This is a genomic window from Mesorhizobium sp. CNPSo 4671, from assembly GCF_057784245.1.
The window spans coordinates 329,510-353,653 of the sequence record NZ_JBWLUW010000002.1 but is presented as its reverse complement, the minus strand read 5'-3'; the positions used below and the strand labels follow the sequence as shown (position 1 = coordinate 353,653).

Annotated in this window: 22 protein-coding genes; 11 read left to right on the top strand and 11 right to left on the bottom strand. The window is 64.9% G+C overall.

The window, feature by feature from the left end; genetic code table 11:
* The first annotated feature begins 91 nt into the window (after positions 1–91).
* The 4 genes from AC04SF_RS06060 to AC04SF_RS06045 all read left to right on the top strand — a co-directional run bounded on the left by AC04SF_RS06060 (position 92) and on the right by AC04SF_RS06045 (position 5,643).
* On the top strand, positions 92–1,594 hold the full coding sequence (locus tag AC04SF_RS06060; RefSeq protein ID WP_488476959.1) for an aldehyde dehydrogenase family protein: 1,503 nt from the start codon (positions 92–94) through the stop codon (positions 1,592–1,594).
* A 4-nt stretch (positions 1,595–1,598) separates the two neighbouring features.
* Entirely contained in the window at positions 1,599–3,185 is a 1,587-nt protein-coding gene (locus AC04SF_RS06055; protein ID WP_488476958.1) for a GMC family oxidoreductase, read from the top strand.
* Positions 3,186–3,283: 98 nt separating this feature from the next.
* The gene (locus AC04SF_RS06050; protein ID WP_488476957.1) at positions 3,284–4,192 is read left to right on the top strand and encodes a PfkB family carbohydrate kinase; all 909 of its coding nucleotides are present in this window, start codon (positions 3,284–3,286) and stop codon (positions 4,190–4,192) included.
* A gap of 224 nt (positions 4,193–4,416) precedes the next feature.
* The gene (locus AC04SF_RS06045) at positions 4,417–5,643 is read left to right on the top strand and encodes an alpha-D-ribose 1-methylphosphonate 5-triphosphate diphosphatase (RefSeq protein ID WP_488476956.1); all 1,227 of its coding nucleotides are present in this window, start codon (positions 4,417–4,419) and stop codon (positions 5,641–5,643) included.
* Positions 5,644–5,776: 133 nt separating this feature from the next.
* Here the strand turns inward: AC04SF_RS06045 and AC04SF_RS06040 are convergent, their stop codons facing one another.
* A complete protein-coding gene (locus AC04SF_RS06040) occupies positions 5,777–5,977 on the bottom strand; it encodes a hypothetical protein (RefSeq protein WP_488476955.1) in 201 nt (66 codons plus the stop codon).
* Positions 5,978–6,678: 701 nt separating this feature from the next.
* Between AC04SF_RS06040 and AC04SF_RS06035 the strand changes: the two genes are divergently transcribed.
* The 5 genes from AC04SF_RS06035 to AC04SF_RS06015 all read left to right on the top strand — a co-directional run bounded on the left by AC04SF_RS06035 (position 6,679) and on the right by AC04SF_RS06015 (position 12,718).
* Positions 6,679–7,668, top strand: a complete 990-nt coding sequence (locus AC04SF_RS06035; protein ID WP_488476954.1) for a sugar ABC transporter substrate-binding protein — start codon at positions 6,679–6,681, stop codon at positions 7,666–7,668.
* On the top strand, positions 7,665–8,669 hold the full coding sequence (locus AC04SF_RS06030) for an ABC transporter permease (RefSeq protein ID WP_488476953.1): 1,005 nt from the start codon (positions 7,665–7,667) through the stop codon (positions 8,667–8,669). Before AC04SF_RS06035 ends, AC04SF_RS06030 begins: the two co-directional genes overlap by 4 nt.
* Complete coding sequence (locus AC04SF_RS06025) at positions 8,666–9,430, top strand: ATP-binding cassette domain-containing protein (RefSeq protein ID WP_488476952.1); 765 nt, start codon at positions 8,666–8,668, stop codon at positions 9,428–9,430. Before AC04SF_RS06030 ends, AC04SF_RS06025 begins: the two co-directional genes overlap by 4 nt.
* 71 nt (positions 9,431–9,501) lie before the next feature.
* The gene (locus AC04SF_RS06020; RefSeq protein ID WP_488476951.1) at positions 9,502–10,584 is read left to right on the top strand and encodes a Gfo/Idh/MocA family protein; all 1,083 of its coding nucleotides are present in this window, start codon (positions 9,502–9,504) and stop codon (positions 10,582–10,584) included.
* A gap of 118 nt (positions 10,585–10,702) precedes the next feature.
* Positions 10,703–12,718: an amidase gene (locus AC04SF_RS06015; RefSeq protein ID WP_488476950.1), complete on the top strand. Its 2,016-nt coding sequence runs from the start codon at positions 10,703–10,705 to the stop codon at positions 12,716–12,718.
* Positions 12,719–12,727: 9 nt separating this feature from the next.
* Here the strand turns inward: AC04SF_RS06015 and AC04SF_RS06010 are convergent, their stop codons facing one another.
* The 4 genes from AC04SF_RS06010 to AC04SF_RS05995 form a co-directional block, all read right to left on the bottom strand.
* Positions 12,728–13,141, bottom strand: a complete 414-nt coding sequence (locus AC04SF_RS06010) for a hypothetical protein (RefSeq protein ID WP_488476949.1) — start codon at positions 13,139–13,141, stop codon at positions 12,728–12,730.
* Positions 13,142–13,362: 221 nt separating this feature from the next.
* Positions 13,363–13,575: a hypothetical protein gene (locus AC04SF_RS06005; protein WP_488476948.1), complete on the bottom strand. Its 213-nt coding sequence runs from the start codon at positions 13,573–13,575 to the stop codon at positions 13,363–13,365.
* 62 nt (positions 13,576–13,637) lie between these two features.
* The gene (locus tag AC04SF_RS06000) at positions 13,638–14,285 is read right to left on the bottom strand and encodes a ThuA domain-containing protein (protein WP_488476947.1); all 648 of its coding nucleotides are present in this window, start codon (positions 14,283–14,285) and stop codon (positions 13,638–13,640) included.
* A 53-nt stretch (positions 14,286–14,338) separates the two neighbouring features.
* The gene (locus AC04SF_RS05995; protein WP_488476946.1) at positions 14,339–15,361 is read right to left on the bottom strand and encodes an LLM class flavin-dependent oxidoreductase; all 1,023 of its coding nucleotides are present in this window, start codon (positions 15,359–15,361) and stop codon (positions 14,339–14,341) included.
* A 101-nt stretch (positions 15,362–15,462) separates the two neighbouring features.
* On the opposite strand from AC04SF_RS05995, the gene AC04SF_RS05990 reads away from it, so the two are divergent.
* The gene (locus tag AC04SF_RS05990) at positions 15,463–16,557 is read left to right on the top strand and encodes a CaiB/BaiF CoA transferase family protein (RefSeq protein ID WP_488476945.1); all 1,095 of its coding nucleotides are present in this window, start codon (positions 15,463–15,465) and stop codon (positions 16,555–16,557) included.
* A gap of 166 nt (positions 16,558–16,723) precedes the next feature.
* A complete protein-coding gene (locus tag AC04SF_RS05985; protein WP_488476944.1) occupies positions 16,724–17,929 on the top strand; it encodes an ROK family transcriptional regulator in 1,206 nt (401 codons plus the stop codon).
* 61 nt (positions 17,930–17,990) lie between these two features.
* Here the strand turns inward: AC04SF_RS05985 and AC04SF_RS05980 are convergent, their stop codons facing one another.
* From AC04SF_RS05980 to AC04SF_RS05955, 6 genes are read right to left on the bottom strand one after another with little or no spacing between them, the layout of a single operon-like run.
* Positions 17,991–20,000 carry a beta-N-acetylhexosaminidase gene (locus AC04SF_RS05980; RefSeq protein WP_488476943.1) on the bottom strand — a complete coding sequence of 670 codons (2,010 nt, stop codon included), beginning with the start codon at positions 19,998–20,000 and terminating at the stop codon, positions 17,991–17,993.
* Positions 20,001–20,023: 23 nt separating this feature from the next.
* Entirely contained in the window at positions 20,024–20,500 is a 477-nt protein-coding gene (locus AC04SF_RS05975; RefSeq protein WP_488476942.1) for a GNAT family N-acetyltransferase, read from the bottom strand.
* Between the two features lie 13 nt (positions 20,501–20,513).
* Complete coding sequence (locus tag AC04SF_RS05970) at positions 20,514–21,437, bottom strand: ABC transporter ATP-binding protein (RefSeq protein ID WP_488476941.1); 924 nt, start codon at positions 21,435–21,437, stop codon at positions 20,514–20,516.
* Positions 21,434–22,243: an ABC transporter ATP-binding protein gene (locus AC04SF_RS05965; protein WP_488476940.1), complete on the bottom strand. Its 810-nt coding sequence runs from the start codon at positions 22,241–22,243 to the stop codon at positions 21,434–21,436. The genes AC04SF_RS05970 and AC04SF_RS05965 overlap by 4 nt, the downstream gene beginning before the upstream one ends.
* On the bottom strand, positions 22,240–23,142 hold the full coding sequence (locus tag AC04SF_RS05960; protein WP_488476939.1) for an ABC transporter permease: 903 nt from the start codon (positions 23,140–23,142) through the stop codon (positions 22,240–22,242). Before AC04SF_RS05960 ends, AC04SF_RS05965 begins: the two co-directional genes overlap by 4 nt.
* On the bottom strand, positions 23,139–24,122 hold the full coding sequence (locus AC04SF_RS05955; protein ID WP_488476938.1) for an ABC transporter permease: 984 nt from the start codon (positions 24,120–24,122) through the stop codon (positions 23,139–23,141). Before AC04SF_RS05955 ends, AC04SF_RS05960 begins: the two co-directional genes overlap by 4 nt.
* Positions 24,123–24,144 lie beyond the last annotated feature (22 nt).

The window sequence follows — 24,144 nt, the reverse complement described above, 5'->3', positions numbered from 1 at the left end:
AGCGCGCACTCGTGCCGCCTTCGGCTTGAAGCCGGCGGATACGCTCCATAACCCTCGGCACAACTGTTCATCAGCAATCGAGGAGGATGGCGTGAACGAGAGAATTGTGCCGCCGATCAGCGCCGCCGCCGCCGCTTTCCTGGCGCGTTCGCACCGGCCCTTCATCAATGGCCGTTTCGTCGACGGGGTTTCCGGCGAAGACCTCGCCGTCGATGACTCCGCCTCCGGCGAGATCGTCGCCCATGTGCCCGAAAGCGGCGCCGGACTGGTCGACCAGGCTGTCCGCGCCGCGCGTGCCGCGCTCGAAGGCCCCTGGGCGTCGATGCGGCCGGTCGACCGCCAGAACCTCATGCTGAAACTCGCCGATGCCGTCGAGGCCGACGCCGATCTGCTCGCCGAAATCGAGAGCATCGAGAACGGCAAGTCGCTCGGCGTCGCGCGCATGTTGAGTGCCGGCGGCACCGTCGACTGGCTGCGCTACTATGCCGGCTGGGCGACCAAGATCGAGGGCTCGACTTTCCAGGTGTCCATCCCCGTGCCGCCCGGCGCCAAACACCAGGCGATGACGGTGATGGAACCGGTCGGCGTCGTCGGCGCCATCGTGCCGTGGAATTTTCCGCTGCTGATCGGCATGTGGAAGATCGCGCCAGCGCTCGCCTGTGGCTGCACGGTGTTGCTGAAGCCGCCGCAGGAAACCCCGCTCGGTCTGCTCAGGCTCGCCGAACTGATCGAAGCGGTCGGCTTCCCGCCGGGCGTCGTCAACATCGTCACCGGCAGCGGCACCGTCACCGGCGAAGCACTGATCCGCCATCCCGGTATCGACAAGCTGACCTTTACCGGGTCGACGGAAGTCGGCAAGCGCGTCGGCCACGCAGCGGTCGACCGCGTCGCCCGCTTCACGCTGGAGCTCGGCTCGAAATCGCCGATGATCCTGCTCGCCGACATGGAGGAAGGCATCGAACCGCTGATCGCGGGGCTCGGCATGTTCTTCAACCAGGGCCAGGTCTGCACCTCGGCTTCGCGGCTCTTGATCGAAAAGTCGATCTATGACCGCACGCTGTCGCGGCTGGCCGAGATCGCCGACGGCATGACGCTGGGGGCTGGCCGCGACGCAGAAGCCCAGATCAATCCGCTGGTCTCGGCAAAGCACCGGAGAAGCGTCGAGGGCTTTATCGAGCGTGGCCTGGCGGCGGGCGGCGAGCGGGTCAGCGGCGCGCGGCCGGTGCCGGCCAGGGGCCACTACGTGGCGCCGACCATCCTGCACAATGTCCGGCCCGACATGGAAATCGCCAGCGAGGAGGTGTTCGGGCCGGTGGTGGCGGCAATGCCGGTCACCGATCTCGACGAGGCGATCCGCATCGCCAACGACACGCGCTATGGCCTCTCGGCCTCGATCTGGACCCGCGACATGGGCAAGGCGATGACCGCCATCCACGGCCTCAAGGCCGGCACGGTGTGGGTCAATTCGCACAACACGCTCGACCCCAACGCCCCCTTCGGCGGCTTCAAGCAGTCCGGCATCGGCCGCGAGCATGGCCGTGCCGCCATCGACGGCTATCTCGAAACCAAGACCGTCATCATGCGGTATGCCTGACACGATGAGCGCAGTTTACGACTACATCATCGCCGGCGCCGGCTCGGCCGGCTGCACGCTGGCCAACCGGCTGGTCTCTGCTGGCAAGCGCGTGCTGGTGGTCGAGGCCGGCCCGGCCGACAACACGCGCCTGATCGACATGCCCGCCACCTTCGCCAAGGTGATCGGCACGGCGCGCAGCTGGATCTATGAATCTGAGCCGGAACCCAGCGTCGGCGGACGCCGGCTGCCGGTGCCGCAAGGCCGCACGCTGGGCGGCGGCTCCTCGATCAACGCCATGCTCTACATCAGGGGCCAGCCGCAGGATTATGATGGCTGGCGTGACCTCGGCTGCCCCGGCTGGGGCTGGGACGAGGTGTTGCCGGTGTTCCGGCGGCTGGAACGCAACGAGCGGCTGGCCGGTGAGCGCCACGGCACCGAGGGACCGCTGCCGGTCTCCGATCCGCGTCACCACCATCTGCTGTCATTGGCTTACGTGCAGGCCGCGCAACAGGCGGGCTACCGCTACAATGACGACTTCAACGGCGCCGTGCAGGAAGGCGTCGGCTTCTACCAGACGACCACGGCGAATGGGGAAAGACAGTCGGCGGCAAAGGTGTTTCTGCGGCCGCTGGCCGGCAACGCCAACCTAACCGTGATCACCGATGCGCTGGTCACCGGCGTGACCCTGGAAAACGGTGCGGCGAGCGGCCTCGCCTACACCACCTCCGACGGCCAAAGCCATGCGGCGACGGCAAAGGCCGAAGTGATCCTCACGGCAGGCGCGCTGGCGACGCCAAAACTGATGATGCTGTCGGGGCTTGGCCCGGCCGAGCATCTGGCCGGGCTCGGCATTCCCGTCATCCGCGACATGCCCGCGGTCGGCCGCGACCTGCAGGACCATGTCGCCGCCCCGGTCTATGCGCTGACGCGCCAGCCGATCTCGCTGCTGGGCGAAGATCGTGGCCTGAAGGCATTGCGCCACGGCCTGCAGTACCTGATGTTCCGCACCGGCCTGCTCACCTCCAATGTCGTCGAGAGCGGCGGCTTCTTCGACACCGATGGCGATGGCCGGCCCGATATCCAGTTCCACGTCCTGCCGGTGATGATCGAAAGCGCAGAACACGGCTCGATCGAACGCCACGGCATGGAGCTCAACCCGTGTGTGCTGCGGCCAAAATCGCGCGGCACCGTCAACCTGCGCTCGCGCGACGCGGCGGACCCGATCCGCTTCACCACCGGCTTCCTGTCCGACGCGGACGATCTTGCCCTGCTGCTCGCCGGCATTAAGATCGCCCGCACCATCCTGCGCCAGCCCGCACTGCGGGCGGTGGTGGCCGAGGAGTTGTCGCCCGGCGAGGCCGCCGACCTTTCCGACCAGGCGATATCGGACCACATCCTCGAACACGCCAAGACCGTCTATCACCCTTGCGGCACCTGCCGCATGGGCAGCGATGACGACGCGGTGGTCGACCCGCAACTGCGCGTGCGCGGCGTCCCGCGCCTGCGCATCTGCGACGCCTCGATCATGCCAAGGCTGATCAGCGGCAACACCAACGCCCCGGTGATCATGATCGCCGACCGCTGCGCCGATTTTATTCTCGGCGGGTAAAGCGACTGCTCAATCCTTGGCGTTCCCCGCCTGCGCCAGAACGCCGAGCAACTGGCCGTATTGTCGATCGAAAACAGCACACGCCCGCTGACGCTCCGATGGCCGCCAGCCTGCTGTCCCTGGTGCCGGTCATAGTGCTAAGCCTGCTCACGCACCGCTTCATCGTCGATGCGCCGCGCGAAAAAGCAGGGACCATGTGCACAGTCATCGTTGTCGGCCACATCAACTACGACCAGGTCTGGTCGCTGTCCTCGCCCCTCGCCTCTGGCGCGCGCATCGTCTATTCCAGCCGCAGCGTCCGGCTCGGCGGTGGCGGCTTCCACACAGGCACCCATCTGGCGAAGCTCGGCAACCATGTCCGGCTGATCAGCAATCTGATGGACGACGAATATGGCCGGGCAGCGCTCGCCACATTGCAGGCGAGCGGCATCGATACCGGCTACGTCACCCTATGGGCCGGGGAAACCCGGTTCACCGAAATCCTGCTCGAGCCGAATGGCGAGCGCACCATTTTGAACCCCGGCGGCCAGATGCGCCCGCCCTTCGCCGCACCGGAACCTGTCAGCGGCGACGCCGCCTATCTCAACGCCCTGATGCTCGATGCCGGCCTCGTTGCCTCGCTGCGGACGATCCCGCTTGTCATTTCGCAATTTCCGCTGCGCAGCGCCTCGCCGCGCCCGGCCGACATCGTTATCGGATCGCGCGCCGATTTTCCCGGCGAGGACACGCGAGCGATCTGGGAGCGAGCTTCACTCATTGCCGGGCCTCGCCTGAGCACGCTGGTGCTGACCGACGGAATGCGGCCGATCTCGCTCTATGACGGCAAGGCGCTCAACCACGTCACGCCGCTGAAGCAGGTTTCCGTACCCGACACGATCGGCGCCGGCGACTGTTTTACCGGGGTTTTCCTGCATGGCCTGCTGCAGGGGCTGAGCCTTGAGCTTTCCGCCGAACAGGCCAGCCAGCAAACCGCCGAATGGCTGTCACAACGATCCCGTGCCGGCTGAGGCAGGCGGTCCGGCAAGGCCGGCCTTCATGAAAATGTCATAAAAATCAAATGGAAACCGGCATTCGGGTGAACTAGAAAACATGTCCTGGAGAGATCGTGACCGGGGCGGCGGCAAGCCGGCGCAATCGTCGCCATGGTCGGTGTCCTCCGTCACCCATGATGTCGCCGACCTTGTCGCCCGTAAAATCCATGCTGAAACCGCTTCCTTGCAAGAGACATGACATGTGGCTGAGTGATTTCGAAATCGTCCTGCGCGACCGCGTCATCCCAAGCGGCGCGATCAGGATCGAAAACGGCAGGATCGCCGATATCCGCGAGAAGCCGGTCGAGCATGCCGACATAGAGGGTGGCGGCCGCCTGCTGCTGCCCGGCTTCATCGACATGCATGGCGACATGGTCGAGAAGGAAGTCGAACCGCGCATCGGCGTCCACGTTCCGATGCCGATCGGCGTTGCCGAACTGGACAAGAAGCTCGCCTCCTGCGGCGTCACCACCGCCTATGCCGCGCTCTCCTTCATCGGCGCCAGCGTCACCAGCGGCGTGCTGCGCTCGGAAGATCACACATCAGCAATCATCGACACCATCGCCGGGATGAAGGACGACCTCCTGGTCGACCATCGCATCCACGCCCGCTTCGAAGTGACCTTCACCCCGGCTATTCCCAGGCTGCAAAAGCTGATGGACGCCGGCAGGCTGCACCTGATTTCACTGATGGATCACACGCCTGGACAGGGGCAATACCGCGACGTCGAACTCTACATCGCCCGGATCGCCAAGGAGCGCGGTATGTCCGTTGCCGCGGCCTCCGAAGTCGTCGGCAAGCGCATGGCCGGCCGCAACGGCCAGGGCGATGTGTTGAACGCGTTGCAGGACCTGTCGGCGCGCGCGCAGGCCGCCGGCGTCGTGCTCGCCTCGCATGACGACGACACGCTGGAAAAGGTGGAACTGGTTCATGGCCTGGGTGCCGCGCTCTCGGAATTCCCGGTAACCCTGGAGGCCGCGCAAGAAGCCCGCAGGCTCGGCATGCGCACCGCCATGGGCGCGCCCAACGCGCTGCGCGGCGAATCCTACTCCGGCAATCTTTCCGCCCGGCAGGCCTATGAGGCCGGACTGCTCGACATGCTGGCCAGCGACTACCACCCGGCCTCGATCCTGCCGGCCGTGCTCGGCCTGGCGGAACTGCGGGGCGATGGCCTCGCGGCGGCGGCGGCACTGACCAGCGGCAATCCGGCCGCAGCCCTGGGGCTCACCGATCGCGGCGCCATCGAGCCGGGGCTTCTGGCCGATCTCGTGGTGGCGGACCGCCATCCCGTGCCACGCGTGCGCGCCACCTTCCGTGCCGGCCGCATGATCTACGGCGATGGCACGCTTGAACTGGCGGGGAAAGCGGAACGCCTTGGCCCCGCAATGGCTGAACAGCTACCAGCTGCCTCCCGGAAAAGCGCGTAGCGCTTTCCCTGGGTAATTGCGTCAAAACAAGGAGACAGAGCTGAAGCGGTTCCAGGAAAAGCGGGTAACGATTTGCCCACAGGAATTGCGTCAAAATGTCAAAACAAAGAGTTAGTGAAAACGGTTAACTGCTCTAAACGTCGAGCACGACCGTCATGCCGCGCACTTCGGCCATTTCCAGCAGCATGTCCTGCAGGGTTTCGACGGCAAGCGCTACACCGGTTGTGGCCACCAGCTCGTTGATACTCTCTTTCATGGAAATGACTGCGACTCCGGTTTTCTCGGAAAGCAGTCGTCCGATTGCTGCGCGGATCTGGGCATTCTGGTCAGGCATGATTCCCCTTTCATGCTGGATGACGATATAAGTTTTCTCCAACGGTATGCTTTTTTCGCAACTTCCGCGAGCTTTAGCCTAGGCTTGCAAGCCGTCTTGGCATGTCTGATCTCTATTATTTGTCTGACAGTTGCTCGGCGACGACAGTGACAGCAGCGCCCGCAGCTTGCCGTCGGCTTCCGTGACCGCAAGCAGACAACGGCACTTGGTGCCGACCGAGCCCCGATGAGGGCCTTGTCTTGCACGGTTACCGGCAATTCCGTGGACGTATCGAAAATGCAGCACCCACCTGCCGGGTCGTTCAAAATCTGAAAACGGTAACGCACGCCCCCATCGCAGGTTGCATAAGGGCGGAAGCTTTTTTGCTGCGGTGAACCGCGGATCGCGCGGCAGGCGGCCCGACAGGACAGCCCATGGCCGCCATGGCACCATCGAAATCGCTGCGCACCATTTTAAATCTTGACGCGTGTCAATTTTTTATAAAACATGCGCAAACGCTGATGGGGCTAGGTCAGCGCTCTGGGAGGAGAAATGCCTGGCATGGAAAAGGTCCCGACCGGGTCCGTTGTCCGCGAGACGTTCGGCGCTCGCTGGGCTGCAGGCTGCGCGGCGTTGCCAAACCCGGCATGGCTCTCGCAGCCACGGACGTCCGTGGGCTTGCCGATGAGACACATCAAACAAACAAGAAGCGGAGGAACAGAATGCGCATCTTCAACGGCCTGACGCTTGGCGTGGGCCTGCTGGCAACCATCGTTTCGGCGCCGTCTTATGCCGAGGACGCGGCCAAGGTCGCGGCCATCGTAAAGGGCCTCGACAACCCCTTCTTCCAGACCATGCAGCAAGGCATCGAGGAGCAGGGCAAGGCCAGCGGCGTCAATGTCAGCGTCCAGGCTGCCGCCAATATGGGCGACGCCACCGGCCAGGCCGACCGCCTGACCGCCATGGCCCTGCAGGATTTCGATTGCTATCTGGTCAACCCGATCAGCGTCTCCAATCTCGTCCAGGCGCTGGTGCCGGTCGCCCAGAAGAAGAAGCCGATCGTCAACATCGATTCGACCATCGACGCCGAACAGGCCAAGGCGGCCGGCTTTGCCGTCTCGACCTATATCGGCACCGATAATGTCGCCGCCGGCGCGCTGGCCGGCGAGGAAATGCTGAAGCTGGTGCCGAAGGGCGGCAAGGTCGCGCTGATCGCCGGTATCGTCGGCGATGTCGGCTCCAACGCCCGCATCAAGGGCTTCAAGCAGGCCGTCGAAGGCAAGCTCGAAGTGGTGGTGATGGTGAGCGCCGACTGGGATCGTGAGAAGGCGTTGACCGCCGCAACCGATATCCTGGCGGCACATCCGGATCTCGCCGGCTTCTTCGCCGCCAACGACATCATGGCGCTCGGCGTCGAACGCGCCGTGCAGACTTCGGGCAAGGACGTCAAGGTGATCGGTCTCGACGGCATCGTCGACGCGCTGAAGTCGATTGCATCAGGCGAGCTCTCCGCCACAGTCGCCCAATATCCCTATGTCGTCGGCGCCATGGGCGTCGAAGCGTGCAAGGCGGCGGTCATGGGCAAGCAACTGCCCGCCAACGTGCCCGCACCGGTGCTCCTGATCAACAAGGCCAATGCCGATGCCTCGCTGAAGAATTTTCCGCGTCCCGGCGGCGATTATCCCGATCCGCTGCGTGAGCTGTTGAAGTGAGCAATTCCACAGACAACGCGCCCGTCGCCCATTCGGCGGGCGCGGCGGAGGAGAGCCGCCCCTCCCTGTCGGCTCTCCTCCTGGATCCTTCCTTCTGGGCCGACTGGGCGTCCGTCGTTGGCCTGGTCGGTCTCGTCATCGTCTTCGGCATCGCCCAGCCGGTCTTTCTCAGTGTCGCCAACCTGCAGGCATTGCTGCTGGCATCGGCGATCCTGGTGGTGCTGTCGATCGGCCAGACCTTCGTCGTCGCCACATCAGGCATCGACCTGTCGCTGGCCGCGGCCGTCATGCTGGGCGCCATCGTGCTTGGCCTCGTCAATGCGGCGGGCTACGGCATCTTCATCGCTAGCGTGCTCGCAGTGCTCGCCACCAGCGCCATCGGCTTCTTCAACGGCCTCATCATCACCGTCGGCAAAATTCCGGATTTCGTGGTCACGCTCGGCACGCTGTCGGCCATCACCGGGCTTGGCCTGATCCTGTCGGGCGGCGAACCGACCATGGTCGGCTCGACCTTCCTGCTGAAGCTCGCTTCAGGGTCGTTCGGGCCTTTCGGCTATCCGGTCTGGGTAGCGATTGCCGCCGTGATCGTGGCGCATATCGCGCTCTACCACACCCGCTTCGGTGTCCATCTCCTGGCGACCGGCGGCCAGGTCGAGAGCGCAGGCGCGCTCGGCATCCGCACCAACCGCGTCAAGATCGCCGCCTACACCATTTCGGGGTTCTGCGCGGGCATCGCCGCCATCCTGCTGGTGGCGCGCATCGGCTCTGCCGAACCGCTGATCAACACCAGCCTGCTCCTGAATTCGGTGGCGGCGGTGGTGCTGGGCGGCGTCAGCCTGTTCGGCGGCCGCGCCAGCATATTGGGCCCGGCCATCGGCGCGCTGATGCTGACCGCGCTGGTCAACGGGCTGACATTGCTCAGCGTCTCGGCCTTCTATCAACCGCTTGCCGTGGGCGCCATCGTGGTGCTGGCGGCGCTGATCATGCGGTACCAGAAATGAGCGCCGTCATCCCCTTCCCTGCCTCCGACACGATCATCGCCTGCGACGGCCTGAGCAAGCATTTCGGCGGCGTGCGCGCCTTCACCGATGTCGCCTTCCAGGCGCGCCGTGGCGAAGTCACCGCCGTCATCGGCGACAACGGCGCCGGCAAGTCGACGCTAATCCGCTGCCTGGTCGGTGTGCATATGCCGGATGCCGGCTCGATCGTCTTCGATGGCCGCGAACACCCCTTCTCCAATCCGGACGGGGCGCGCAAGGCCGGCATCGAGACGGTGCACCAGAACCTGGCGCTGATCGACGAACTGACGGTGGCGCAGAACCTGTTCCTCAACCGCGAACTGGTGCGCCGCATCGGCCCTTTCGCTTTCCTGGACCGCAAGGCGATGAGACGCGAGGCCCGCTCCATGCTGTCGCGCCTGTCGATCAACGTGCCGTCGATCAACCAGCGTGTGCGCCGCCTGTCGGGCGGCCAGCGCCAGGCGATCTCGATCTGCCGTGCCGTCGGCTCCGGCGCCAAGCTGGTGGTGATGGACGAACCGACGGCAGCGCTCGGCGTGCAGGAGACCGCCAATGTCGAAGCGCTGATCCGGCGCCTGCGCGAGCAGTCCGTCTCGGTCATCCTGGTCAGCCACAATTTCGATCAGGTGCGGCGCCTGTCCGACCAGATCTGGGTGATGCGGGCGGGAAAGATGGCGGCGACCGTGCGCGCCTCGGAGACCACGGGCAACGAACTCGTCGCGCTGGTCACCGGCGCGGCGTGATCCGCCAATCAGAGAACCATTGCCGGCCGCGAGCTCGGCCAGCATCAGACTTGAAATCAAGGAGTTTGCGCGTGTCACCACTTCGTGTCGGGCTTGTGGGTCTTGGAGAAGTCGCACAGTCGATCCATCTGCCTGTTCTGGCCGACCAGCGCGACCGCTGGCGGATCACGGGCGTCCACGACGTGTCGCCAAGCCTGGTGGCGCTCGTCACGTCGGAATATGCCGGGGTGAAAGCCTATGAGAGCGCCGAAGCGCTGATCAATTCGCCTGACATCGACGTGGTCTTCGTGCTGTCGTCCGACGACACCCACAGCCGCTTCGTGCGCGCCGCCATGCAAGCCGACAAGCACATCCTGCTGGAAAAGCCCGCTTGCCTGACCGTGCGCGAAATCGACGAGTTGCTGGCGCTGATGCCGGCCTACGGGAAGACCCTGTTCGTCGGCTATATGCGCCGCTACGCGCCGGCCTATCTGGCGGCCAGGGATGAACTGCCCGCGCATGCCGATATCACCCATGTCCGCATCTTCGACCTGATCTCGGAGGGCCGGCATTTCCTCAAGAAGAGCCAGAACATCCTCTACCCCAACGACATCGATCCTGCCCTTCTAGCGCGCGGCGCCAAGGAGCGTGACGCGCTGATCCGCGAGGTGGTCGGCGCCGACGCGCCTGCCGACCTGGTGCGCGCCTATCGCGGGCTGACGGCGCTGTCCTCGCACCACATTTCGGCCATGCGCGGGCTTATCGGCGAACCGAAAGGAGTGGTCGCCGCGCATCGCACCAATGGCGGCGCCAACACGTCGATCACCTTCGACTACGGCCATTTCGCCTGCCTCTATGACGCGGTGGTCGACGATCTCGGCCTGTTCGACGCCATGATCGAAGTGCGCTCCAACACCAGGCGCGTGCGCATCATCTACGACACGCCCTATATCCGCAGCCTGCCGACCCGGCTGGAAGTGACCGAGGCCGGCCCGCTCGGCCCGGTGACGAAGAGCTTCGGCCCGCTCTATGGCGACGCCTTCTCCAACGAGCTGGAGATTTTCCACCGCCACATCGCGGAAGGCACCAAACCGCTGACCGACCTCGCCGATTCACGCCGCGACCTGGCGCTGATGGCCGGGATCATCGAGAAGATGAAGGAAAGCCGCGCCTGAGCACTGCCGGCAAGGTACCGGCAGCACAACACGTTCCGACAAAGACTGCCGATTGGCCCTTGCCGAAGCCGGCGGGCTCGCTCATCCATGGTGCGCAGACAACAGCCTGGAACCAGCGATGACCGATGCCAGCCTTCTCGTCGAAGCGACGATCGACCAACTGCGCCGCGCCCTCGATGAAGGTGTCGTCACCAGCGTCGAACTGGTCGCGGCGTATCTCAGGCGCATCGCGCATTTCGACCGCCACGGCATCAGCCTCAACGCTATCCCGGTGCTCAATCCCGCCATGTTCGAGGAGGCCGCGGCTTCCGACCAGCGGCGCCGCAATGGCGCTCTGCTCGGGCCGCTCGACGGCATCCCCTACACCGCCAAGGACAGCTACAAGGTCAAGGGCCTGACAGTCGCCGCCGGCTCGCCGGCCTTCGAACATCTCGTCGCCAATGAGGACGCCTTCACCATCGCCCGGCTGCGCGCCGGCGGTGCCGTGCTGATCGGCCTCACCAACATGCCGCCCATGGCCAATGGCGGCATGCAGCGCGGCGTCTATGGCCGCGCCGAAAGCCCCTACAATGCCGACTACCTGACCGCAGCCTTCGCCTCGGGATCGTCCAATGGCTCGGGCACGGCGACGGCCGCCAGCTTCTGCGCCTTCGGGCTTGGCGAGGAGACCTGGTCGTCCGGCCGCGCGCCGGCCAGCAACAATGCGCTGGTCGCCTACACGCCGTCGCGCGGCGTCATTTCCGTGCGCGGCAACTGGCCATTGGTGCCGACCATGGACGTCGTGGTGCCGCACACCCGCAGCGTGCCCGACATACTCGAACTGCTCGACGTGATCGTCGCCGATGATCCACAGACGCGAGGCGATTTCTGGCGCGCACAGCCGTGGGTGGCCTTGCCGAAGAGCTCCGAGGTACGGCCGCAACGCTATCTCGATCTGGCGCTTGCCGGCTCGCTGAAGGGCATGCGGCTTGGCGTGCCCAGAATGTATATCGGCAGAGACACCGAAGCCGACCGGGCGATCGAAACCCGAGCCTCCGTGCTGGCACTGTGGGATCAGGCGGCGGCCGATCTCAAGCGGCTCGGCGCCGAAGTGGTGGAGGTCGATTTTCCCGTCGTCTCCAACTACGAGCGCGATCGTCCCGGTACCCGCACCATGGCCGAGCGCGCTCTGGTGCCGACAGAGTTCGCCGATCGTGAACTCTGGGACCTCTGCATCTGGGGCTGGGACGACTTTTTGCGCGCCAATGCCGATCCTGCTTTGCCCGATCTCGCCTCGGTCGACGGCCCGAAAATCTTCCCGCAGCCGCCGGGCACTTTGCCCGACCGCTACGAAGGCGGCTTCGACCTGTCGGAGTATGTCGAGCGGGCCAAATCCGGCGTCACGCCCTTCAAGGCTATCCCGACCATTGCAGAGGGCCTGAAGGGGCTTGAGGCGACACGGCGGATCGATTTCGAGGACTGGCTCGACGCGCAAGGCATCGACGCCGTGGTGCTGCCCGCCGCCGCCGATGTCGGGCCGGCCGATGCCGACATCAACGAGGCGTCCGCCGCGCTTGCCTGGCGCAACGGCACCTGGGTCGCCAACGGCAATCTGGTCTGGCGCCATTTCGGCATCCCGACCGTCACCGTGCCGATGGGCACCCTGGCCGACATCGGCATGCCGGTCGGCCTGACCTTCGCCGGCAAGGCCTATGACGACGAAAGCCTGCTGCGCATGGCCGGCGATTACGAGTGCGCCACCCAGCGCCGCACAAGCCCGCCACGCACGCCGGAACTGGTTGATGATGTGTTTTCAGGCCGACCCACCCAACCCGCCAAAGCACCTCCGCTGGCAATCGCGCTTGCCGCCGAGACGCGGGCTTCCGGCGATCAGGACGAGATCACCATCACGCTCGATCTGCCCGGCGACGCAGAGGCGGAGAACGCCACCATCAAGGTGCATATCAATGGAGAGGCCGTCGCGATGCAGCGAAGCGGCGCGCGCTTCAGCGGGCATGCGCTCGTTCCGGCCTCAGAGCATCAGCGCTTCCACAGCGTCTGGCGCGGCTCGTATGGCTCAATCGTGACGGCGGTGGTGCGGCTGGAGGATGGACGCACAGCCGGTGCCTATCTTGTCACCGGCGGGATTGGATGAGCGCCGGGACTAGGAAGGCAGCGAAGCCAGCCATTCTTCCCAAAATTCCTGTTGCATATGGACGAAAACAGGAACCACGTCGACGCCATCATCAAATATGTCGACCAGATCGGTCTCCTTGGGAAATTGCCCCGTCTTCACCTTGCAGGCTATCAATCCGCGACTTTTTTCCAATACGGTATTTTCCGGATAAACATTGGCACTTGCTCCGTAACAGAAGGGTATCAAGCCATCGACTTCGAGTGCCTGGCGGATTTGGAACAGAGCCTCGAAAAAGTCTTCCTCCTCGGCCTCGATTACCTTGTCCCGATAGCTGCATTTCAGACTGCAGGCAGCGCCGCTCACGTGCAGCGTGAACACGGCTTGCTCGTCGTCACCAACGGAACCTGCGCCGATCAGAAAAACAGTACGGTGATGGTCCATCTCATCCCCCTCGCCATTCGACGGGATGGTAGTGCGATACCGGCCGCTTTTCCAGCATGGCAGGGATCGGGACGCGGCCGCCCTCCGTCGTCATCCGCTGGCCGAGCGTCTCGCTGTAAAGGCAAGGTCCCGCCGAATGGCGTCCCATTTGTCCTGGGACAGACCGGCAAGCAGCTTTTCGTCGAGATGGCCTAATCGAATGAGATGGGCAAGAACGTAGATCAGCTCGAATAGCGGTAATCGAACATCCGATCGATATCCCGCCGCTCTTCACGCAGATAGTCTTCCAGCTCCCACATTTCGGAGGGCTGCGTCACCGCACTCGCCTTGCGCTTGAATTCGGCCATCGTCTTTGCGAGCGCGGCCTCAAGAGCCATATCGAAGGCATGATGGGCGAGCTTCTTTTCGGAAGCAGACCAACTGAAACCATTCATTGGATATCTCCTTAGATGCCCTGTGAATTCAGCCCAAGATTTTCATAAAACCACGCCTGCTGCTACCCCCGCGCCGCCCACAGCAACCCGCGCTCCACCATCATCGCCATCTCCGGCACCGCGAACTCATCCGCCGTGTGCCCAAGCGAACTGTAAAACACCCTCCCCGCGCCATATCTTCGCTTCCAGACGACCGGCATGACAACCCCGCCAATGCCGGGGAAATGCGCGTCGCTGAAAGTCGTCGTCGCCAGCACCTCGTTGCTCGGGTCGACATGCATGTAATACTGCTCCGACCGGTAGGCGAAATCGCTGATGCCGCTGGTGATCGGGTCGTCCGGTTGTGTGATCACCACACGATAGTCGATGATGTTGCCGGGATGCGCGACCCATTGGCCGCCGGTCATGAACTGGTAGTCGGGCTCGTTGCGGAAACTGTCGCCCATCGTGCCGTGAAAGCCGCCAAGCCCGCTTCCCGCACGAACCGCCTGCGTCAGGTTCTGCAGCTCGGCCTTCTCGATCGTCGACATGGTGATGACCGGTACGATGAGATCGAAGGAAGGCAATTCCGGATCGGCGAACAGCACCGTGCCCTCGCCGAGCGTGACATCAAACCCGTTGCGCTGAAGCAGCGCGCGGATGACGTTGGCGCTGCGTTCCGGCGTGTGGCCTTCCCAGCCGCCCCAGGCAATCAAAGCCTTCTTCGCCATACCGTGAACCTCCTGAATCGCCCGCCATGGTCGAAGGTTACACGGTGTCGCCGTCAGCGCCAGCCCAGGGCCGGCGCGACATGGGTCAGGATCGCCTCGATGACATGAGCGTTGTAGTCGACGCCGAGCTGGTTGGGCACGGTGAGCAGCAGCGTGTCGGCTTCGGCGATCGCCTCGTCTTGAGCCAGCTCCTTGATCAGCACATCAGGCTCGGCGGCGTAGCTGCGGCCGAAGATCGCCCGCGTATTCTCCTCGATGAAGCCGATCTGGTCGCGGCTTTCATTGCCGCGGCCGAAATAGGCGCGGTCGCGGTCATCGACCAGCGCGAAGATGCTGCGGCTGACCGAAACGCGCGGCTCGCGCGCATGGCCGGCCGCCTTCCAGGCCTCACGATAGATCCGGATCTGTTCGGCCTGCTGGATGTGGAAAGGCTTGCCGCTCTCGTCGAATTTGAGCGTCGAGCTCTGCAGATTCATGCCGAGCTTGGCCGCCCATTCCGAGGTGGCGCTGGTGGCGGCACCCCACCAGATGCGCTCGCGCAGGCCTTCCGAATGCGGTTCGAGCCGGAGCAGCCCGGGCGGATTGGGGAACATCGGCCGCGGGTTGGGCTGGGCGAAGCCGACGCCGCGCAGCGTGTCGAGGAAAACCTCGGCGTGATGCCGCGCCATGTCGGCGTCGCTTTTGCCTTCCTGCGGCTGGTAGCCGAAATAGCGCCAGCCATCAATGACCTGCTCGGGCGAGCCACGGCTGATGCCAAGCTGCAGGCGCCCGCCGGCGATGATGTCGGCGGCACCCGCATCCTCGGCCATGTAGAGCGGATTCTCATAGCGCATGTCGATGACCGCCGTGCCGATCTCGATGCGGCTGGTCTTGGCACCCACGGCCGCCAACAGCGGGAATGGCGAGGCGAGCTGGCGGGCAAAATGATGCACGCGGAAATAGGCGCCGTCGGCGCCGAGCTGCTCGGCCGCGACGGCGAGATCGATGGACTGCAGCAGCGCGTCGGACGCCGAGCGCACCTGGGATTGCGAAGAGGGCGTCCAGTGCCCGAACGAGAGGAAACCGATTTTTTTCATGGCCCTGAAGTATATGCGGGCGGCACGTGCTTCAATGCCAAAACAGCGGGGTTACACACCGTCGCCTTGCGCGATACTCAGGAGTCGCCGTGGAGGGTCGAATGCTCAGGGGAATCCGCATCGTCGAGATCGAGGCGCTCGGGCCCGCACCCTTCGCCGGCATGCTGCTTGCCGATCTCGGTGCCGAAATCATCGTCGTCCACCGCAAGCAGGCGCTCCTGCCCGGACTCCCGGAACGCTCGCTGCTCGATCGCGGCAAGCGCTCCATCGCGCTCGACCTCGGGAATGCCGAGGATGTCGCCCTGCTGATGCACCTCATCGCCACAGCCGATGGCCTGATCGAGGGATTCCGGCCAGGCGTCATGGAACGACTTGGCCTCGGCCCGCAGGTCTGCCTGGCGGCCAATCCAAAGCTGGTTTATGGCCGCATGACCGGCTGGGGCCAGGACGGACCGCTCGCCCGCACCGCCGGGCATGATTTGAACTATATCGGCGTGTCGGGCGCGCTCTGGTACGCCTCCTTGCCGGGCGAGCCGCCCATGGCGCCGCCGACGCTGGTCGGCGATATAGGCGGCGGCGCGCTCTATCTGGTGATCGGCATACTCGCCGGCATCATGAACGCGCGAGCGAGCGGTGAAGGCACCGTGGTGGACGCGGCAATCGTCGACGGCTCGGCCCACATGATGAACCTGCTGATGGTGCTCGGCCAAATCGGCGGCCTCGCGGCCGAACGCGGCAGAAGCCTTCTCGACGGGCCGCATTGGTGCCGTGTCTACCGTACATGGGATGATGGCTTCATCAGCGTCCAGTGCGTCGAGCCGAAATTCTACGCGCAGTTCCTCGACCGGCTCGGTCTCGCCGGCGATCCGCAATTCGCCAACCAATTCGACCGCGCTCTCTGGCCGCAGCTCGGCAACCGGCTAGCGGCGATCTTTGCCGAAAGACCGCGCGACGAATGGGCCAGGCTGTTCGAAGGATCGGACGCCTGCGTCGCCCCTGTGCTCAGCCCGCAGGAGGCAGCAAAGCATCCGCACATGGCCGCCCGCGGCTCGTGGCGGACGGTGGACGGCATTTTGCAGGCCGCCGCCGCTCCCCGCTTTTCCAGGCAGGCGGAAAAGATGCCGGCCAAAAGTCCCGAGCGCGGCGAGCACGACGCCGAAATCCGTGCCGAACTGGCGAAACCCAGGGAGTTCTGATCCGCGGGTCGGCCAGGCCACCAGACGGCCTCATCAAATAATGCTGGAATTACACCTGCTCCGATGGCGCTCTGGCTGCGAAATCGGCTAGAAGTGGTAGCTACCATTGCGTATAATTAAATCAACTTGATTTGTTTTTACCGCAAAGTTCGTTGGTAACGCTCCCATGATCTCTCGGAAGGCCATCTCCGGCACCAACCTCGAACAGGCCAAGTCGCACAACCGTCGCGTGGTGATCGAGGCGATCCGCACCAACGGCGCCTTGTCACGTGCGGCGATCGCGCGGCTGACGGCGCTGAGCACCCAGACCATTTCCAACATCGTCGAGGAACTCGAGACGGCCGAACTGCTGCGCGCCGAGGCGACGCTCAAGGGCGCGCGCGGCCAGCCGGCGGTGCCCTATTCGATCAACCCCGATGGCGGTTACTCGATCGGCCTGCAGCTCGACCATCAGCTGGCGGTTGGCGTCATCACCGATCTCTCAGGCACGGTGCGGGCGCGTATAGAGCACCCCGTCGACCGTCCGACCCCGGCGCAGGCGATGCCGCTGCTTGCCGCGATTGCCGAGGAGCTGATGCGCAAGTTCCGCTTCGTCCGCCAGCGCCTGTTCGGCATCGGCGTGGCGATGCCGGGCCCGTTCGACGTCGAAGGCATGACCTCGGTCGGGCCCACCGCCCTGCCCGGCTGGCAGGATTTTCCGGTCGCGGACGAGCTCCAGCGGCTGACCGGCATTGCGGTGACAGTCGAGAACGACGCCACCGCCGCGGCAATAGGCGAGCGGCTCTATGGCGTTGCCCGCAACCTCGGCAGCTTCGTCTATCTGTTCATCGGCACCGGCCTTGGCGCCGGCCTGTTCCTGGACGGCCATCTCTACAAGGGCAGCCGCCACAATGCCGGCGAGATCGGCCACATGATCGTCAAGCCTGGCGGCCTGTCCTGCGGCTGCGGCAAGCGCGGCTGCCTGGAGCGCTACGTGTCGCTGCGGGCCGCCTATGACCGGCTCGACCTGCCTGACCCCGATCATGCCTCGCCCGATGTGCTGGAGGCGTTGCTGGCGCATGGCGACGACCGCCTCGAAGCCTGGATCGCCGATGCCGTCGATCCGCTGCGCCAGGCGATCGACGTGCTGGAGCTGGCGCTCGATCCCGAAACCGTGGTGGTGGGCGGCTTCATGCCATTGCCGGTGATCGAGGCCCTCGTCGCCCGGCTCGAACCGCTGCATCTCTCCGTCAGCTCGACCAGCGCGCGGACCACGCCGCGCGTGCTGGTCGGCGCCGCCGGCAAGGACACGTCCGTGCTCGGCGCCGCAGCCTTGCCGATCTTTTCGGAGACCAACCCTCAGTTCGACGTGCTGCAGAAGCCGCTCGGCTGATCCGCCGGGCCATTCCAGGAAAAGTGTGGCGCGGTTCTCCACCCGCGTCACAACGGAGGGCCTATGGCAATCCGTAGAGAACCGGCATCAGTCCGCAGAGCGCCTTGAAGCGTTCCCACGACTTGCGCTGCGGCTGCGTCCAGCCGGTTTCGGCAAGCGCCGAAAGCCTGGGAAAGACCAGCCGGTCGAAGACGGCGCGGTCGGTCATCGGTTCCGACCAGATGCAGCATTGCACGCCGAGGAAATGCTTCTTCTGCGCCTCGCTCCAGCCTTGCACCGGATCGAAGCCGTAGAGTTTCTCGGGCGACGACCAGCCGGCCCAGGCGGCGCCCGGTTCCGACCATTCCTGGCTGTTGGCCATGTCGAGATAGTAGACCTGTCCCGGATTGACGACCATGTCATAGCCCTCGCCGGCCAGCGCCGCCGAAACCTCGACATTGCGCCAGCCATTCAGGTAGCACTTCGTCTTGTCGATGACATTGCCGTGTGCTGCCTCCTCCCAACCGCCGGTGATGCAGCCGCGAGACGCAAGGAACGCTTGTACGCGCTTGAGGAACTGCGCCTGCAGCACCGCTGCCCCCGAGCCTTCGATCTCATCGGCGCCATGCGTGTTGGTGACCACGCCAAGCCGCCTGGCATGCGACTGCGCCACCGCCTCGCCGCCGATCTCGGCAAGCCGGTGCAGCGCCTGCGGCGAACCCGACCAGGCGCCGATCGGCACCTCGTCGGCGCCGACATGAATGATCTTCGAGGGAAACAATTCGATAAGCTCGTCGAAGATCGTCTCCAGCACGCGGTAGGTTTCTTCGCGCGCCGGGTTGAGGCAGTTGTTGGGAAATCCCTGCACGGAAAAATACTCGCCATGCTCGCCGGGATCGCGCAGCTCAGGCAGCGCTTGCAGCATGGCGTAGCAGTGGCCGGGCACGTCGATCTCGGGCACCACCTCGATGCCAAGCCGGCCGGCCAGCGCGACGATGTCGCGGATGACCGGCTTGGTGTAATAGCCGCCGGACTTCTGAGGGCCCGAGCCCAGCAGCGGCGGAACCGGCAGGCCGTGGCCACGCCAGGCGCCGATTTCGGTCAGCGCGGGATAGGCTGATATCTCGACCCGCCAGGCTTCGTCGTCCGACAAGTGCCAATGGAAGCGGTTGAGCTTGTTCCAGGCCAGAAGCCTGAGGAATTTCTCGATCTCGGCCGAAGCGTAGAATTGCCGCGCCGCGTCGAGATGGCAGCCGCGCCAGCCGAGCGAGGGTTCGTCGCGGATCTCTCCACCGGCTGGAAAGCGGAAGGTGCCGGGATGCTGTCCGGCGCCGCGCAGGATCTGGCCAAGCGTGATCTGCCCGTAGAGAAATCCCGTGCTCGTGGTCGCTGAAACCGTCGCCGCATCGGTGGAAAAGGTGATGGAGTAGGCTTCCGGCCGCAAGCCGCCCCCTGGTGACAAGATGACGGGGAAGCCGCCCTCCGCGGCTGGGCGAACGATCCCCTCGACGGGGAACAGGCTGGCGGTGAGCTCGGCAAAGGCCGCCGCCGCTGCGGTGGCCTCTTTGCCTACAGGCCTGGGGTCGAGACCCGCGGGCGCCGGTATAGCACCCGACACCTCGACCTTGGCTGGCCAGGGGATGACCGAAATCGAAACCGGCGCCACAGCGGGTACCGGATAGAGTTCGGCGCCGCGCTTGCGCGGCGCATTGTCCCCGGCTGCCTTCGTCGGCTCGACCGAGATACTCTGCGTGCTGCCGTCGGCCAGGACGAGATAGGCGCTGGTGGCGCCGTCGGTCCAGTGGCGCAGCGGATAGCTCAGGCCTCGCGCCGTCACCGTCCAGGCAGCGCCCGGATCGAGCACGAAGCCGTCCGGCGGCGCGAACGCGGCATGGTTGGACATCCGCTCGGTCAGCACGCCGCCCTCGACCGTCGCGGCGGGATCGATCCGGCCCGGGCCACTGATGCAGAGCCGGAAGTTTTCCAACCGCTGGCGCGAGGCGTTGGTGAGTTTCAGCGAATAGGCCAGTTTCTGGCCTTCGCCCGGAGGCGTCCAGAAACTTTCCAGCCGCAAGGCAAGTGTCTCGGTCATGGCAATCTCGTGAAGTGAAAGGGTCAGTCGGAGGTCTTCAGCAGGCCGGCATAGATACCGGGCTCCGAATTGGGGATCGGTGTCGCACCGACGGTGCGTTCGTAGAATTGCGACGGGCCGACATCGCCGATGATGGCGTAGGCGTAACCCATCGTCCTCAGGTCGAGCAGGGAGGCGAGCAGCAGCGCATGGCCGATGCCCTGGCCGCGCGCGGCCTCGTCGACACCTGTGGGGCCGAAGAAGCCACGGGCGATCGATTCATGGCAGGCAAAGCCGACCAGTTCCCCTGCCCGCGTCGCCAGGAAACAGGCCGGCGGCTGGCGCATGAAGGAGACGGCGGTTTCTCCCGCCCAGCCGACACTGAATGTCCGCCGCACCCAGCCCGTCACCAGTTCGTATTCCGGCGCAAGCGCCCGGCGGATGGTGACGCCGGCCTTGGCCACGCGCTGGTCGAGCGCCGGATCGGGTCCAAGCAGGGAAAGGTTGACCAGATAGTCCATTCCAAAAATCCTGTTACGAAACCGTGCCGAGCGCACGGACGAAATGATCTGGGGCGACCTGTTCGACATCGGCCGAGGCGGGGCGTGATATCCGCCGCACCTCCTCGGCATGGTTGAGGAAGCGGGCGCTGTCGCCCGGCACGAAAGGCCGGTCCGGATCGGGCACCGCCGAAAGCAGGAGCTGCGTGTAGGGATGGCGCGGGCCGGCGATGACGGCCGATGTCGCACCCCACTCCACCATCTGCCCGGCGAACATGACGATGATCTCCTCCGCCACATGGGCGGCAGTGGCGATATCATGGGTGATGTAGAGCAGCGCCAGGTTCTTCTCGCGCTTGATGCGGGCAAGCAGTTCGAGGATGCCGAGCCGGATCGAGACATCGAGCATCGAGGTCGGCTCGTCGGCAACCAGCACATCCGGCTGCACGGCGAGCGCTCTGGCAATGTTGACGCGCTGGCGCTGGCCTCCGGACAGCTCGTGCGGAAATTTATGCGCCGTCAGCTCCGGATCGAGGCCGACATCGGCAAGCAGTTCCGTCACGCCCTTGGCCAGCGCCGCCTTGCCCCGCGCATGGCCGTGCAAAGCGAGCGGCCGGGCCAGGTGATGATGCACGGTGAACACCGGATTGAGCGAGGCGAACGGATCCTGGAACACCATCTGCACGGCGCGACGATAGGCCCGCTCTTCATCGCCTGTTCCAGCCCTCGTCGCGTCGCGGCCACGAAAAGACAGCGTGCCTGCTGTCGGATGGTCCATGCGCGCGATGATGCGCGCGCATGTCGTCTTGCCGCAGCCGGATTCGCCGACCAGGGCCAGTGCCCGGCCGGGCCGCAGCGACAACGAGATGCCGCGCAGCGCCTGCACAAGGCCGAAGCTGCGTTCGATCGCGTTGAGCGCGATCACCGGCTCGGCGAGCACGGAGGGCAGCGCGTTCATGCCAGCGCCTCGCGCGCCCGCGCCGGCAATTGCGGGATCGCGCCCCAGAGCTTGCGTGTGTATTCGTGGACGGGGGCTTGGCTCACCTGGCGGACATGGCCCACCTCGACCAGTTCGCCCTTCAGCATCACGCCGATGCGATGGCAGAGCTGCGCCATCAGATGCAGATCATGGGTGATGAACAGCACCGAGAAGCCGAGCGCGCGCTGCAGGTCGATCACCTGTTCGAGGATCTCGCGCTGCACCACCACGTCGAGCGCGGTCGTCGGCTCGTCCATGATGATCAGCTCGGGCTCCAGTGCCAGGCAGATGGCGATGACGATGCGCTGGCGCATGCCGCCGCTGAACTGGTGCGGATAATCCGGAAGCCGGTTCGCCGGGATGCCGACCAGCTTGAACATCGCCTCGGCGCGGGCCCGCGACTGCTCCCGGCTGGCGCCATTATGCCGCCGCAGCACGTCGTGGAACTGCGCTTCCACCCGCATCAGCGGGTTGAGCGAATTCATCGCGCTCTGGAACACCATGCCGATGCGCCGCCAGCGCACTTTCTGCAGGCTGGCTTCGGTGAGCTTGAGCAGATCCTGGCCGTCGAGCAGTATCTCTCCGCCCGCCACCCAGGCCGGCGCCTTGGCGAGCCTGGTGATGGCATAAGCGATGGTGCTCTTGCCGCAACCGGATTCGCCGGCGAGCCCGAACAACTCGCCACGGCCGATCTCGAACGAGACGTTCTTCACGGCGCGGAAGGCGCCCTTGTCGGTGAGATAGTCGACGCTGAGGTCGCGGACTTGCAGCAGGGAGCCGCTCACCGTGCCGCCTCCAGTTCACGCTTGCGCAGCCGTGTCAGCCGCAGCCATCGCGACAGCGCCGATCCCGAACGCAGCTGGGGGTTGGCGATCTCGTCGAAGGTGAAGTTGAGCAGCGCCAGGCCCAGCCCGACCAGCGCAATGCCGAGCGCCGGCGCGCCGATATCCCACCAAGCGCCGACGATGATCGCCGAGGAATTCTGCGCGTTGTAGAGCATGGTGCCCCAGGTTACGTTGAGCGGATCGCCGAAGCCGAGATATTCGAGCGTTGTCTGCGCCACGATGGCATAGATGATCGAGCCGACAATGTTGATGCCGATCAACGGCACGAGATTGGGCAGGATCTCGACGAAGATGATGCGCCAGGAAGGCTCGCCGACCATGCGTGCCGCCGTGATGAATTCACGGTTGCGCAACGCCATGGTCTGCGCCCGCGTCATGCGCGCACCCCACGGCCAGGATGTCAGCGCGATGATCGTCATGATCGCTAATGGCCCGACCGTTCCGGCGAAGGAGGCAAGCAGGATCAGTAGCGGAATATTGGGTATCACCAGCACCGCATTGGTGATGAGATCCAGCGTCGCATCGGTGCGGCCGCCGAAATAGCCTGATATGAGGCCGATCACCGTGCCGAGCGCGGTGATGGCGAGGCCGGTGGCGAAACCGACGGCAAGCGACGGCCGCGCGCCCCAGACGAACTGGCTGTAGACGTCGCGGCCCATCTTGGTGGTGCCGAAGTAGTGCGAGACCGTCGGCGGCTGGTGCGAACGTCCGACGCGCGCGCCGGGATCGTTCGGCGCCAGGATCGGTGCTGCCAGCGCCATCAGGCAGAGTGCCGCGACGATGATCAACCCCGCCACCGCCTTCTTCTGCCGAAACAGGAGTTGCAGCCCGAATCTCATGCGCGCTCCTCCCTGATGCGCGGGTCGACGATTCCATAGATGATGTCGACCAGCAGGTTGGCGCCAAGCGTCGCCAATGTCATCAGCAGAAGCTGGCCCTGGATGACTGGATAGTCGCGCGCCACGCTCGCCGTGAACAGCGTCAGCCCGAGTCCGGGATAGTTGAAGACGATCTCGGTGACGATCGAGCCGCCGAAGACCGCGCCCAGCATCAGCGCCAGATTGGTCAGAACCGGCAGCATCGCGTTGCGCGCCGCATAGGAGAACATCACCGCCGTTTCCGATAACCCTTTGGCGCGACCCATGGTGACGTAGTCCTCGCCGAGCACCGAGATCATCGAGGAGCGCATCGTGGTCTGGAACTCGCCGATCATATAGGGCGACAGCGTCAGCACCGGCATGACCGCATGCCAGAACACACTGCCGAGAAAGGTGAAATTGAAGCCGGGGTCGAGGTCCGGATTGTAGGCATAGCCGACCGGGAACCAGCGCAGCGTTACGCCGAAGGTGAACAGCGTGGCGAGCGCGATGATCACAGGCGGAATGGCGAGTAGCACGACGGAAAACGGCGAGACGAACGCATCGAAGCGTCCGCCTCGCCGCCAGGCTGCCACTGCACCGAGGGAGACGCCGATGCAGAGGGAAAAGACGATGGCGCAGCTGACCAGAAGCGCTGTCCAGCCGGCTGAGCGGGCGAGCACCTGTGTGACCGTCTGCGGATAATATTTCACCGAGACGCCGAGGTCGAAGGTCGCCAGCCCTTTGATGTAGTCGACGAACTGCAACCAGACCGGCTGCTCGACGGCGCCGAAGCGAGCCTTGATCGCTTCGATCGCCGCCGGTGTCGCGCGCGGACCAAGCTGCGCGATCATCGAGTCCACCGGGCTCCCAGGCATCAGCCTGGGAAGGGTGAAGTTGACGACGATCGCAAACAGGAAGGCGACGAAATAGACGCCCAGCCGGCGAAGTGGAATCCGCATCCCGAAAACCTCGCTAAAGCAA

What these genes read in the sequence shown, in the direction of transcription:
- AC04SF_RS06055 (WP_488476958.1), top strand. Translation starts at nt 1,599, where the DNA reads ATGAGCGCAGTTTACGACTACATCATCGCCGGCGCCGGCTCGGCCGGC.
- AC04SF_RS06040 (WP_488476955.1), bottom strand. Translation starts at nt 5,977, where the DNA reads ATGCCTGACCAGAATGCCCAGATCCGCGCAGCAATCGGACGACTGCTT.
- AC04SF_RS05985 (WP_488476944.1), top strand. Translation starts at nt 16,724, where the DNA reads ATGATCTCTCGGAAGGCCATCTCCGGCACCAACCTCGAACAGGCCAAG.
- AC04SF_RS06035 (WP_488476954.1), top strand. Translation starts at nt 6,679, where the DNA reads ATGCGCATCTTCAACGGCCTGACGCTTGGCGTGGGCCTGCTGGCAACC.
- AC04SF_RS06045 (WP_488476956.1), top strand. Translation starts at nt 4,417, where the DNA reads ATGTGGCTGAGTGATTTCGAAATCGTCCTGCGCGACCGCGTCATCCCA.
- AC04SF_RS06005 (WP_488476948.1), bottom strand. Translation starts at nt 13,575, where the DNA reads ATGAATGGTTTCAGTTGGTCTGCTTCCGAAAAGAAGCTCGCCCATCAT.
- AC04SF_RS06000 (WP_488476947.1), bottom strand. Translation starts at nt 14,285, where the DNA reads ATGGCGAAGAAGGCTTTGATTGCCTGGGGCGGCTGGGAAGGCCACACG.
- AC04SF_RS05955 (WP_488476938.1), bottom strand. Translation starts at nt 24,122, where the DNA reads ATGCGGATTCCACTTCGCCGGCTGGGCGTCTATTTCGTCGCCTTCCTG.
- AC04SF_RS06015 (WP_488476950.1), top strand. Translation starts at nt 10,703, where the DNA reads ATGACCGATGCCAGCCTTCTCGTCGAAGCGACGATCGACCAACTGCGC.
- AC04SF_RS05970 (WP_488476941.1), bottom strand. Translation starts at nt 21,437, where the DNA reads ATGAACGCGCTGCCCTCCGTGCTCGCCGAGCCGGTGATCGCGCTCAAC.
- AC04SF_RS05980 (WP_488476943.1), bottom strand. Translation starts at nt 20,000, where the DNA reads ATGACCGAGACACTTGCCTTGCGGCTGGAAAGTTTCTGGACGCCTCCG.
- AC04SF_RS06010 (WP_488476949.1), bottom strand. Translation starts at nt 13,141, where the DNA reads ATGGACCATCACCGTACTGTTTTTCTGATCGGCGCAGGTTCCGTTGGT.
- AC04SF_RS06050 (WP_488476957.1), top strand. Translation starts at nt 3,284, where the DNA reads ATGGCCGCCAGCCTGCTGTCCCTGGTGCCGGTCATAGTGCTAAGCCTG.
- AC04SF_RS06025 (WP_488476952.1), top strand. Translation starts at nt 8,666, where the DNA reads ATGAGCGCCGTCATCCCCTTCCCTGCCTCCGACACGATCATCGCCTGC.
- AC04SF_RS05990 (WP_488476945.1), top strand. Translation starts at nt 15,463, where the DNA reads ATGCTCAGGGGAATCCGCATCGTCGAGATCGAGGCGCTCGGGCCCGCA.
- AC04SF_RS05995 (WP_488476946.1), bottom strand. Translation starts at nt 15,361, where the DNA reads ATGAAAAAAATCGGTTTCCTCTCGTTCGGGCACTGGACGCCCTCTTCG.
- AC04SF_RS05975 (WP_488476942.1), bottom strand. Translation starts at nt 20,500, where the DNA reads ATGGACTATCTGGTCAACCTTTCCCTGCTTGGACCCGATCCGGCGCTC.
- AC04SF_RS05960 (WP_488476939.1), bottom strand. Translation starts at nt 23,142, where the DNA reads ATGAGATTCGGGCTGCAACTCCTGTTTCGGCAGAAGAAGGCGGTGGCG.